At 40.9% G+C, this 12,325-nt stretch carries 12 protein-coding genes; 3 read left to right on the forward strand and 9 right to left on the reverse strand.

Translation table 11 applies throughout. The features are described 5' to 3' along the window. Positions 1 to 871 (forward strand): WD40 repeat domain-containing protein (locus tag BV372_RS03505; protein WP_373270738.1); only part of this gene is annotated, 871 nt, incomplete at its 5' end. Positions 872 to 922: 51 nt separating this feature from the next. Beyond that, positions 923 to 1,051: a hypothetical protein gene (locus BV372_RS37375; protein WP_256973076.1), complete on the forward strand. Its 129-nt coding sequence runs from the start codon at positions 923 to 925 to the stop codon at positions 1,049 to 1,051. Positions 1,052 to 1,081: 30 nt separating this feature from the next. On the opposite strand, the gene BV372_RS03510 is transcribed toward BV372_RS37375, so the two are convergent. From BV372_RS03510 to BV372_RS03545, 8 genes are all read right to left on the reverse strand, one after another. After that, positions 1,082 to 1,345: a type II toxin-antitoxin system RelE/ParE family toxin gene (locus BV372_RS03510; protein ID WP_086683350.1), complete on the reverse strand. Its 264-nt coding sequence runs from the start codon at positions 1,343 to 1,345 to the stop codon at positions 1,082 to 1,084. Continuing rightward, a complete protein-coding gene (locus BV372_RS03515; protein WP_086683353.1) occupies positions 1,345 to 1,590 on the reverse strand; it encodes a hypothetical protein in 246 nt (81 codons plus the stop codon). Before BV372_RS03515 ends, BV372_RS03510 begins: the two co-directional genes overlap by 1 nt. A gap of 376 nt (positions 1,591 to 1,966) precedes the next feature. Next, entirely contained in the window at positions 1,967 to 3,232 is a 1,266-nt protein-coding gene (locus BV372_RS03520) for a glycosyltransferase (protein WP_086683356.1), read from the reverse strand. Positions 3,233 to 3,332: 100 nt separating this feature from the next. After that, the gene (locus tag BV372_RS03525; protein WP_086683359.1) at positions 3,333 to 4,592 is read right to left on the reverse strand and encodes a glycosyltransferase family 2 protein; all 1,260 of its coding nucleotides are present in this window, start codon (positions 4,590 to 4,592) and stop codon (positions 3,333 to 3,335) included. 64 nt (positions 4,593 to 4,656) lie between these two features. Then, positions 4,657 to 5,130 carry a DUF2141 domain-containing protein gene (locus BV372_RS03530; protein ID WP_086683363.1) on the reverse strand — a complete coding sequence of 158 codons (474 nt, stop codon included), beginning with the start codon at positions 5,128 to 5,130 and terminating at the stop codon, positions 4,657 to 4,659. 228 nt (positions 5,131 to 5,358) lie between these two features. Beyond that, positions 5,359 to 6,363, reverse strand: a complete 1,005-nt coding sequence (locus BV372_RS03535; protein ID WP_086683367.1) for an NAD(P)-dependent oxidoreductase — start codon at positions 6,361 to 6,363, stop codon at positions 5,359 to 5,361. Positions 6,364 to 6,475: 112 nt separating this feature from the next. Beyond that, positions 6,476 to 7,654: an ABC transporter permease DevC gene (gene devC, locus BV372_RS03540; RefSeq protein ID WP_086683369.1), complete on the reverse strand. Its 1,179-nt coding sequence runs from the start codon at positions 7,652 to 7,654 to the stop codon at positions 6,476 to 6,478. A gap of 167 nt (positions 7,655 to 7,821) precedes the next feature. Further along, positions 7,822 to 9,021 (reverse strand): ABC exporter membrane fusion protein, encoded by a 1,200-nt coding sequence (locus tag BV372_RS03545; protein WP_086683372.1) that lies wholly within the window; start codon positions 9,019 to 9,021, stop codon positions 7,822 to 7,824. A gap of 1,137 nt (positions 9,022 to 10,158) precedes the next feature. Here BV372_RS03545 and BV372_RS03550 point away from each other — a divergent pair. Next, a complete protein-coding gene (locus BV372_RS03550) occupies positions 10,159 to 11,499 on the forward strand; it encodes a ParB N-terminal domain-containing protein (RefSeq protein WP_086683375.1) in 1,341 nt (446 codons plus the stop codon). 84 nt (positions 11,500 to 11,583) lie between these two features. Here BV372_RS03550 and BV372_RS03555 read toward each other — a convergent pair whose 3' ends face one another. Further along, entirely contained in the window at positions 11,584 to 11,988 is a 405-nt protein-coding gene (locus BV372_RS03555) for a hypothetical protein (RefSeq protein WP_086683378.1), read from the reverse strand. Positions 11,989 to 12,325: the final 337 nt, after the last annotated feature.

The following is a 12,325-nucleotide window of genomic DNA, read 5'->3' on the forward strand; positions in this document are numbered from 1 at the left end:
CCCAGATGGGCAAAAGTTGGCTTCTGGCAGTGGTGACAACACCATCAAAATCTGGGATATCAGTACGGGTAAAGCTATCAAAACTCTGACTGGGCATAGCAGTGCGGTTAATAGCGTAGTCTTCAGCCCAGATGGGCAAAATTTGGCTTCTGGCAGTGATGACAAAACTATAATTTTGTGGAATTTAGATTTCGATGATTTATTACGCAGTGGTTGTAGCTTGCTGAATAACTATCTAATTGCCCATCCAGAAGTTTTAGAAGATTTGCCAACGTGCCAAACTCCATATCGCAAGGAAAAAGGGGCGACTGTGCTGGTTATCCAAGGTGAGAAGCTAGCCCAAAACGATGATATTAATGCGGCCGTTGATAAATTCCACAAAGCACAGCAATGGGATAGTAATTTAAAATTTAACTCCAAGGTGAAAGCACAAGAGTTTGCAAATAAAGGCAAAGCTCAACGCCAAGTTGCAGAAGGAGAGAAAATTGTGCAAGATGGCAAGGTCAAGGAAGCAATAGCAGCTTATGCAGATGCTCAAAAGATAGATCCAAAAATTGAAATCTCTGCCTATTCTTGGGGCACATTATGCTGGCAAGGTAGTTTGTACAAACAAGCTGCCGATGTCATGTTTGCCTGTAACCAAGCCGTGAAGCTTGCCCCTAAAGATGGCAGTATTCGCGATCGCCGTGGCTTGGCGCGTGCATTAACAGGCGACTATCAAGGGGCAATTTCCGACTTTGAAGCCTACATCGCCCAGGCTCAAGATTACGAGCAAGATAGCAAAGCTCAACGGCAACGCTGGGTGAAAGACCTGAAAGTCGGTAAGAATCCCATTACAGATGATGAACTGAAGCGCTTGCAGAATCGGTAAACTTGAGCTTTAGCGAATGAATGAGACTGTTGGTTAATGCGTGATATGGGGATGACGGTTAGCCCTATACTTTTTGTATTTAAATATTGCGATCGCAGCGAGTCTTGGTTTGATGTTAACTCCATCTTGGCAGAAACCAAAGTGCGATCGCTTATATTACTCTTTTCTAGAGAACACTAAGCGATCGCATTTTCCTTAAGCATATCTAAATTAACTTTTTCTATAAATATCTTTCCGATGCTTGCACTGCAAAATTTGTACAAGTTGACTTTCATCATCAATCTCATAACGAACTCTATAATCACCTATCCGGATACGATACTCGTTGTCAGAACCTTTTAACTTGAAAATTCCATCAGGACGCGGTTCCGAAGCAAGATTTTGGATTTTCTCAATAACACGCTCAATAACATCATTTGGTAAGTTATCAATCTGCTTTTGTACCGACTTTGAAATAATGACCGTATAACTCATCATCTGTGATCTGATCGGTTAGCAAGATATTCATCGATAGTTATGGACTCACCATTTTTATACTCAGTGCGAACTGCTTGAATTTCTAAGAGTGTTTCTGCATCGTCTTCGTACAATGCTTCTTCGGCTTCAAAAATTTGTTGCTCAATTAGCTCTTGAAGTTGACGTTTTTCTTGTAAATCCAGGGAAGATATTGCTTCTGCTAAAGCTTCTAAGGAGAGTTGTAGTTTAACAATAGCTGGCATTTTTCTCCTATTTGGATGTATTTTTTTCGCACTTTGACACCATTATGCTGATTTTAACAGCTATATTTTTGTCAAGCCGAAAGTTTTTAGGTTGTGTTTCAGAGCAAAACCTGTCTAAATTTCACGCTTGTAAGGTGTGGCGCAGCAATTGGATTTGCCTAACCTACGATGAGTGCGATCACACTTCTACAAACTGCGATCGCCTGCGCAGCAATTATTGCACTCTCCAACAAACTTTAGTCTCATCTTTTTTCAAAATGGTATGAGTTAGTGTCTTTGTGGTTCAAAAATTTTTTTACCACAGCATAGATGCGCAGCGGCTACTCTACGAGAACGCCTAACGGCGAACCCGCAGGGTAGGCACTAAGACACAAAGTTACTTAAGTTTCACCTTTTGCTTTTTTGGTAAAGCAACTAGTTGATAGAGTTTTTCTTCAAACTTTTCCATACAAGCTGACCAATCAAATTCTAATATTGAGGGGCGAGCTTGCTGGGTCATTTCGGCTTTGAGTTCGGGATTTTCTAATATAGCAATGACTTTTTGCGCTAAATCTGCCGGGTTATTGGGTTCAGCGAGGAAGCCGTTGATTCCAGAGAAAACCTGTTCTGGATTTCCGCCAGCGTTGGCTGCGACAACAGGGGTTCCAGATGCTAGAGCTTCCATATTGGTAGTACAGAAGTTTTCGGTTACAGAAGGATTCACAAATATGTCTGCTCGAGCAAACCAACCCAAAAGTTCTGTTCCGTGAGACTCGCCCCACACAGTAATACCAGCTTCAAACTTTTGAGCGCACTGACGGATTTCGTGATCCAAGGGGCCGCTACCGACAATCACCAGATGGACATTAGGGATTTTGGCAGCAATAAGCGGATATGCATCGATCAGTTCAGTGACATTTTTTTCTGCGGTGATCCGTCCTACAAACAGAAGGGTTGGTCGATGGTCGTTAGGAATGGGGTTGTAGATAATGTTTTGAGGATGAAATTTTTCGCAATCGATGCCTTGATAAGGAACGTATTCACTGCGTTGACATTTGAGATTATTGTACTTAGTCAGCAATTCTCGTGATGGAAATAAATTGAAGTTATAAGCATTACTGACTTGCTTAACTATCAAGGGAAGAACTGGACGCAGCAAGCTAAAGAGGAAATTTCCTAGGTAATATTTGATATAGGCAATGATATCTGTATGGAACACCGAGATGATGGGAGTGCCTGTTTTCGTGGCGTATTTAACTCCCACAGGACGACCATAACCTTGTATGAAAGCTGAGTAAGCGCCTCTCATTTGGGCTGCTTCTTCCACAACAATGATGTCGGGTTGAAACTTTGAGAGTAACTTAGTATCGCTCCAATGTCTGTAATTTAATGGTTGTGGCAGAGATTTGTAGAAAATCAGCGGCTGTGTGGGAAATGCATAGGAAGAAAAGTTGGGAAAAGCCCGTAACTCTTCTAATCCTGGCATGGGACGATTCCCAACTTGTTTGGGATATTTATCGTTAATTTCTGGATGAATGAGAAAAACCTCGTGTCCTTGTTCTAATAACCAACGAACTCGCTGGTGTACCGCGACTGAAACGCCTGTTAGGAAAGGAGCGTACAATCCGGTTAACAAGGCTATCCGCAGAGGTTGGTTTTTCATGGTTAAAGGAAATATTTCATGAAAGGGCTGGTTTTAGGATTTACGCAGCGAGATTTCATGACGTTTCCTCACGCAAAGGCGCAAAGACGCAAAGAAGAGATTAAAGGGAGAGTTTGCGATCGCTTGGTTGATCTAAGATTTGGTAAGGGCGGTAGTCTATGAGTTGCAGGTTCCAAGGCCCTTTAACTTCATAGGTGACTCCACGCCACTTAAGGGTAGACATTCCCAGAGATGACAACAGCCCTAACCCATAGAACCATTGAGTTAGGGGAATTCCAATCAGCAGTTTGATGATTGTAGTAAATGAAATTCTTGCCAGTGGTTGATTGCGATCGCGAGTTATTTGCTGTACTCCATGCTCTAAAATCAGCATCAGCCAAAGTAATCCCACAGTATAGCTGCTGTAACACCCCAATAACAGCGCGAAATTATCCCATTGCGAAGTGAACAATGCCCATAGCAAACACATTAAAACTAAAGTCGGCTGCAATATGCTGGAGATAGTATCACCAATAATAGCCGATGGTTGGGGATGATAAAATCGAGAACAGGTTAGTTGACGCTGAATCTGGTCTCTTAAGCTTGGTAAATCGCATTCTTCTCGATTCACCATTAATAAGGAAGGTATAAACTTCACCCGCAACCCATATTTGCGCAAAACTTTACGGATCATGATGTCTTCGCAAAGGGCTTGACTCCACTTATCAAGAAGTCCAGTTTGGCGAATTACTTCGGTTTTGATAGCCAAACTCCCACCCCAAGGTATTCCGAACAGATACTTCTGTATAGCTAAGGATACATTACTGATGTAAGGCACTAAAGACCACCAATGTTTACCTTTTGGCAAGTACCAAGGGCTACCAGTGGTTGCTCCCACTTTGGGATGGGCTAGGGGCTTAACTAATTCTCGCAGCCAATGACGATGAACGACAGTATGGCTATCTACCAAAGCAACTATCTTATAAGAATCATCCAATTCTGAGACAGCTTGCACTAAGGAACTGCACTTGAGACTACAATTATTGCGTACACTTCGCAGATAGCTAATCTCAACATTGGTTGCGCCTAATTTTTCGATTGTATCAATGGCAATGTTCCAAGCTGGATCTTCTTGATGATCGACAACAACTTTTAATTCGTATTGGGGATAGTTCTGTCGCAACAGCGCCTGTAAGCATTGTCTAAGGTAAGGATCGGCTCCGCGTAGACAAAGAATAATCGCAGTTTTAGGCAACTGGTCATCTGGTAACAAGTGTTTCTGGTTTGAATGCAGAGACAATAAAAACACCAGGGTTAAACATACCTGAATAGCCAGCCAACTTAGCAACGAGTTACACAGAAATTTTACTAAATCTGGCATTAATTTTCGAGTCTCCAAAAGAAGCATTACCCAGCAACCAGTGACCAGTTAACAGTTAACTGATTTATGGATCGAGGGAATATTTTACGGTGATATTGATGGTGGTATTTTTATTCACTGCAAAACTAGCATCCCGAAATTTGGGTGAACCAGTTTGTATAGAGACAGTGGGATTTTTGGAAATACCAAAACCTTCTGTGGGAATTCCGAAAAAGTCGCGATTGAGTTTGCGATCGCCATTTTGATCGTCCACTATGGCAACAGCGTAATTGCCAGGTTTTAAACCAAAAAATTGCTGTTTTAATGTACTACCTGTGATTTTCTTGCAAGCACTTTGCAATACATTAGAAGTATTTAAAGGAAATCCTTTCTCTTTATCTTGAGAGTAAACTCCTATACAAATTTCACCCTTTTGGCTGTGGATACCATTCACGACAACAGTTAGGGTTTGTGCTGGGGCAGCATTTACAATATTAATGGAGCTTATGCTTGCTACAGTAGCAATCACTAAGGCAGAGATTTTAGACAGCTTCAACATTATTTAGTAGTCTCCTACAAATACTAAACTGGATGAATAATTAACCGCCGATAACAGTAGGGTCAATACGGTTCGGTTAACGTTTTAGTATTTTGAGATCCCCCCAACCCTCCTTAAAAAGGGGGGCTTATAATTCTCTTTTACCCCCTTTTTAAGGGGGTCGCCGCAGGCGGGGGGATCTTAACCGAACCGTATTGACAGTAGGGTGGGCAATGCCCTACCTTTAGACTATTTCATCAATTTTTGAATATCCGTTTTTTCCAGCCATTTCTGTATAAGCTGAAATCCTTCTTCTAGCCCAATTTTGGGTTGATAATTTAATAAATCTTGGGCTTTGGTAATAGAACAAGCGTAGGGACGAGTCATAAAATCTATCGACTCTGGCAGAATATCAGCTTTTTTCCGAAATAGCTTTTGTCCTTGAACACGGAGTTTGAGAAATAGTTTGATTTCATCTTTTCCGAGAGACATGGGTGCAGGCGAACCGGATATTTCTGCTAGGCGTGTAAAATACTCTTTCCAAGAGGTTTGTTCGCCGTCAGTAATATTAAATATTTCACCGTAGCTTTCTTTTTCGATAGCTAAGAAAATACCATCAATCAAGTTATCTACATAAACATGATTGATTACGCCATGTTCATCACTAGCATAAGCAAATAATTTTTGGCGCATAAAATGAACCGGGCGGACTATCCAAGGGATACATCCAGGGCCGTAGACATCGCCTGCTCGAATCACAATAATGCCAAAATCTGGGGGATTATTTAGGGGTAGTAATGCAACTTCGGCTTCGATTTTGCTTTGACAGTAGGGGTTCTTTTCTTCAGCTAGCGGCTCGGATTCTGTAACGCGATCGCTATAATCAAAACCATAAACCAATACACTAGAAAGATGCACAAAGGTTTTGACACCAGCATTTTTGGCAGCTTTTGCTATAGTGATGGTTCCGTCAACATTCACCTCACGAAAATCTTTGATTGCGCCAGCTTCTTGCGCAAGTTGAGCAGTATGTAAAACGATGTCTACTCCCTCACAAGCTTTTTGAGCAGTCTTAGCATCGTTAATATTGCCAACAATCACCTCAACGCCTAGACTTTGCGCTTTTTTATCTTGAACAGCAGAACTTTGCAGTCCTCGAACTTTTATTCCCTTGGCTATGGCTAACTCAGCCGCACGCCAGCCGATAAATTCGTCAATTCCGGTGATCAGGAGAGTTTTGTTTTCCAGGTTCATAAAGCAGAGATAATTGATTAAAGGGAAAAACTTAATTCTTTACTTTGTGTCTTTGTGGTAAATAAATTATTTTTAAAACACAGAGGCACTAAGACACAGAAAAAAATAAGGGTTAGAAAATATCAGCCGGGTCTGCGGAACGCAGTTTATTGATAGCGAGTGACCCAGAAGTTAAACACATTAAAATTGCCGAAACTAAGACCAGTAAGGCATTATTAACGGTCATCATAATTGGTAGCTTAGTGGCTTTCATGGCAAAATCGTATAGCAGCACGGATAAAATAAATCCGGGTATAAAACTTAAAATTGCCAATAATAAGGCTTGTTGAAAAACCACATTTAATAAGTATTTATTTGCATAACCCATAGCTTTTAATGTTGCATAAGCAACAAATTGAGTAGCAATGTTGCTGTAGAGAATTTGATAAACAATTACCACACCTACAACAGCAGCCATTGTCAGCATTAGGTTAAGAATAAAACCAATTGGTGTTCTTACAGCCCAATATTGTTTTTCAAAATCAATAAAACCCTGATATGTAAAAATTTGGACATCATTAGGTAATGTGGCTTGTAAATTTTTTAAAACCTTGTCTGCATCTGTGCCAGGTTTTAAGGTAACTACACCCACATCTATCATTTCTGCTGGACGAGTATTAGGATTTATCCGCAGAAAAGTTGAGTCACTAACAATTAAATTACCATCTACACCAAAGGAAGGCCCTAAGCTGAATAAGCCTCCAACTCTGACGCGATAACCAATTAATGAATTAAAGGGAAATATTTCAACTGTCTGTTCAGTGTTACCTTGATCGTATCTTTCCGCAATCGGCCCAAATTCTGGACGTGAATCCCGGTCAAAAAGCATCATATCCGGAATTTTGAGTTTGTCTAAATTCTCCTCAACTTCTGGGATATTTAAAACAGATCTTCCGGGATCAAACCCAATAACATAGATTGAATATTTCTCGCTATTAACTGGGTTTTTCAACTTGGCAAATTGCAAATACATGGGACTAACTGACTCGACACCATCAAACCCCAAAGCTTGATATAAACGAGTTCGCGAAAAGCTTTGATTTGAGGTCAAAGACTTGTATTGAGAACTGACTAAAAACAAATCTCCTCGCAGACTTTGATGGACTGCGGTAGCACTAGAATAGAGTGCGTCTTGAAAGCCTAGCTGAATAAACATCAGCAGTACAATAAAAGCAATCCCCGCTACAGCTACCAGAAAACGAACTTTTTGCTGGACTAGCTGTAGCCATGCTAAAGGAATTTTAAAATTCATGAATTTAGTTAACAGGTGTTATTTGTTTTTTTGTCATTTGTCATTTGTCCTTTGTTATTTGTCCAATGACCAATGACCAGTGACCAATGACTAATGACCAGTGACCAATGACTAATGACCAATGACCAATGACCAGTGACTAATGACCAATGACCAATGACCAATGACTAAATATGAATAGCAACATCTACTTGTAAATTGGTGAGTCGCGACACCCGCGCGCTATCAGTTGGATTGTCTATGCGGATTTTTACCTGGACAATTTTGCGGTCGGTGTCCGATCCAGGGTTGAGGCTGAAGATGCTTTGCTTATCAACTTGCCAACCAACCTTTTCCACGGTTCCCTGCAATTTTCCAACAATTGCTGGGCTGGTAATGGTCACTTTTTGACCTTTACGCACTTTTTGAATATCGGTTTGGTAGACTTCTGCAACTACATACATTTGAGATATTTTACCTATCTCAGCAAACCCAGAAGTAGCAATTACTTCGCCTGTTTTAGCGTGAATTTTCAAAATTGTGCCATCAATGGGAGATTTAATGTAAGTTAAATCCTGGTCGGCTTTTGCTTGTTTAATAGCCGTTGTAGCACTTCTGACTTGGGTTTGTGCTAATTCAACATCTAAAGGACGCACTTCGCTAACACTGTTGAGCTGCGATTTTGCTTGTTTAATCTGGCTTTGAAGGGTATCTTGAGTACGCTTGAGGGTAGCTTGGGCTTCTGCTAGCTGTTGTTGTGCGGTTTTAAGTTGCAGCGCCTTGCTATCTCCAACAGAAGCTGCGATCGCACCTTGTTTGTATAATTGCTGATAGCGATCGTTTTCGGTTTTAGCATTTTCTACTTGAGCCTGGAGACGAACGATTGTTGCTTCTTGTGTTGCAACGTCTCCTTTTAATTGCGACTGTAAACTCGCGATCGTTGCTTTTTGAGCATCGATATCTCCGGTTTTAGCCCCAGATTTTACCTGGGCTAGCTGGGCTTTAGCAACTTGCAATTTATCTAAGGCCTGTTGTAGGGCTGTTGTAGAGCGATTGTAATCTTCTAGGTAAGCCAAAACTTGTCCAGCTTGTACCTTGTCTCCTTCCTTAATCAAGAGTTTTTCAACTCGTACACCATTAATTGAATGAGGTGCAGACAAGTAAGTAATCTCACCTTCAGGCTGTAAACGTCCTAAAGCGGTGATCGCAACTTTAACAGGAGCAGCTTTTGGCGGATTGGTTGGGCGACTCTGAATATTAGAGCGAAACAATGTAGATAAAGCGTAAAAAGATGCTAACCCAGTAGCGAAGATGACAGAAACTCCTAAAACTATTTGCCACCGCTGTACGGGCTTTGAGAATAATTGGCTTTCCTTGTTTACTGCCATATTTCCATTCCAATTGTGCTATGCCAAGGGATAATCTAAACGGTTATATCAGTTGATTAAAGTGAACTTATCCCAACTTTTTTGATTTGCAGAAATGGGATGAGTTTCAATACGGTTCGGTTAACGTTTTAGTATTTTGAGATCCCCCCAACCCCCCTTAAAAAGGGGGGCTTATAATTCTCTTTTACTCCCTTTTTAAGGGGGTCGCCGCAGGCGGGGGGATCTTAACCGAACCGTATTGGGATGAGTTTAATTAGTTGTATAGGAATCCTCAATCATTTATGAAAAACCTTAAGTAGTGTAGGGTGGGCAGTGCCTACCAAAACCTGGATATGGTGAGCATTGCCCACCCTACATATATTTCAAAAATTAACCAGGATTCCTGTATGTGAATTTTTTTACGCTTTTGTAGCCAAGACAAATTACTAGTTAGTTAGCTAAATTTAGCTTAGCTCTATTCTTAAATATCCTGAGTTTTATCCACTACAACTAACAAATTACGTAGTCCACTACTTAGTTAGCGCTGGCAATATAATCAAGATTTACAAATAACTCAGCGCTGATAAAATAATGTGGAAAAACTAGGATAAAGCTTTGTTCAAGTATTGCAAAAACCTTTTAGCTTGTCAACCATCTACGTTGGATAAGTTTTCCTTGAATGACCATAATATCTCTTATAAAATGATGAGGAAATAGTTAAAATAGACTAAGTAAATTTCCTCATTCACTTCTCAAATATTATGTTTAATCAACTGACTTTGCTATTATCAGCGAATTCTTGTTAGTTCAGTTGTGTACCATAAGACATTCTCATTAAATTGAGTCTTGGGGACTAGAGCATCAATTCAGTAATCGAGAGCAATCATCAATTGAGAGGGAGGCTTAAGTGTGGGGAGTGTGGGGAGTGTGGGTGGTGTGGGAAGAATGAAATATTAAGCCTCTCCCTCTTCCCCACAGTCCCCCATCCCACCTAACATTCGGATTTTGGCATTACTGAATCGGTGTTCTAGAAAGATGAGGAGGATAAGGGGACAAGGGAGATAAATAAGAAATGCTCAATGCCCCATAACGAAGAAATTAGCTGTATCTTAATGCTATTGTTGGTGTTTTAACTGGCTGCGCTGAAGAACAGTAGTTATGCCTATTGTGCCCATAGACCAAATTTTGATTGGTTGCAACCGCCGTCCTATTAAAGGTGAAAAAGTTGATGAACTGAAGGAATCAATCAAGGCTAATGGTCTATTGAACCCCATTACAGTAGATCAAAAGCTGAATTTGATTGCCGGATTGCATCGTTTGACAGCTTGTAAGCTCTTGGGGTTAGATGCTATTGAGTGCAATATTGTTACCTACCAATATGCCGAGCAAGCGCGTTTGGCAGAAATTGATGAGAATTTGATCCGCAATGAGCTTGAACCCCTAGAGCGCTCAGAACTGTGGTTAGAGCGCGATCAAATTCTAGAACACATGGGATTGAGGGCGAAAGCAGGAGATAACCAACATACTTATAAAGGTGGTGAAATGATTTCACCACCTAAAAGAACTTTGGAGTTAGCCAAAGAAGCTGGCTACTCTGAACGGACTTTTCAGCATGGTAAGCAGATTGCCAAAGGCATTCACCCTGATGTAAAACAAATGATTAAGGGAACTGCGATCGCAGAAAGTCCTACAGCATTAATCAAGATAGCTAGAGCAGGTAGTCAAGAACGCGCTTTAGCAGAAGCAGCACAACAGGCTGGGGAATTAGCCCAGGCTCAAGGAGATGTACAAGAAGTTGAAAGACAAGCTAAACTGCTAGCTGAGGCGAGGGCTAGGCAAAGAGAATTGCAGGTATTAGCACACAACAGTGCTGTGGCGGAGAAAGAAGCGAAGTTACTGCTGAAGAAAAGCCAGCTTCAACCAGAGGAGACAAAAGAAAAATTAGCGCTCACCGCAGGTAATGAACCGAAAGTTAGATTAGGCGAGGAATGGATGCTGGGTAGGCATTTGGTGTATTGTGGTGATACGGCACAGCAAGAGTTTATGAATCTGCTACCCTCGGATGCAGCTTTGGCGATCGCTACTGTTTCCTCTAGTTGGAATCATAATTATTTGGTTGGGGAAGCGCGGGTTGTAGCTGTACTGCGATCGCAAGGGCAGATTTACGAATTCTACAAGCACAATCAAATGCCTTTTCAATACGAATTAGTATTAGGAAATATCTATGTAGGGATTTTTTCTCAGCAAACTATATCCCAGCCACAGACACCAATTCATGTTGAAGGTATAGAGGGAATTGTTAATTACTTAATTAATTTATATACCAGTCAAAATAATTTTGTGATTGCCCCGTTTATGGGAAATGGTGAAGTTCTGATTGCTTGTGAAAGAATGGGGCGGATCTGTTTTATTGGCGATGAGCAGCCGGAGTTAATCAGCCGGGGAATTGGACGATGGGAGAAGTGGACGGGAAAGCAATGTCAGAAGATGGGGTCATAAAGGACGCGGTGAAATGGTATTAGTCCGCGTTCGCCCTTGGCGTTCCCGAAGGGTAGGCGGACTTCGCCTGTGTAGCTGCGAATTCTATTCGCTAAAATTCGCGCTTTTACTATTATCTAATGCTTGTTGTGCAACATTTTTCAAGCGGCTCGACCTCATTTTGCGGACGCGATCGCTATCTCGAACACCACCTGCTGTTTCATATTGAGGGCTATCTTTGCCGTACTTAATAGCAATTAGCATTACCATCTTTTGAGAAAGTTTAGTCAAATTTTTTTCCATCTCTTCAACTTCAGTTAAAGAAGAATCAGCTAAAGACAGAGCGTTATTATGAACCTCAAGTTTATTACGTAAACGTTCCATTGACTCCAGCATTTTTGCCAAACTATAATCATCATCCAGCTTCAGAGTTGGATCGATCAATTTCAGCCCTGCTGCTCTTGACTCAACTTTTTCTAAAACGCTGGATTTACGTTTTTTGCGACTCATAAATTTGCCCTTTTAAAATACTTCTAAACATAGCTTGCCTTAATTAAATCGAAATCTGGTTCAGCATAAATAGCAATTTTTGAACGTACAATTTTCAGCTAATATCAGTAATATCTCGGTATTTATAGTAGTCCCAAATCACTCGCGAAAAGTTAGATCCCCGACTTCTTGAAGAAGTCGGGGATCTGAACAACGTGAATTTTCACAAATCATATAGGATTGCTATAATACCAATTCAAATAATGTTTGCGACACATCAATATATTCTAGAGGGCAAGGCATTGCCCATTGGTGTCAACTTAAGCAAAAAGTAAGCAAAAGATGTAATCTAAGAACA

The sequence above is a fragment of the Nostoc sp. T09 genome, assembly GCF_002154695.1.
Lineage (GTDB): Bacteria > Cyanobacteriota > Cyanobacteriia > Cyanobacteriales > Nostocaceae > Aulosira.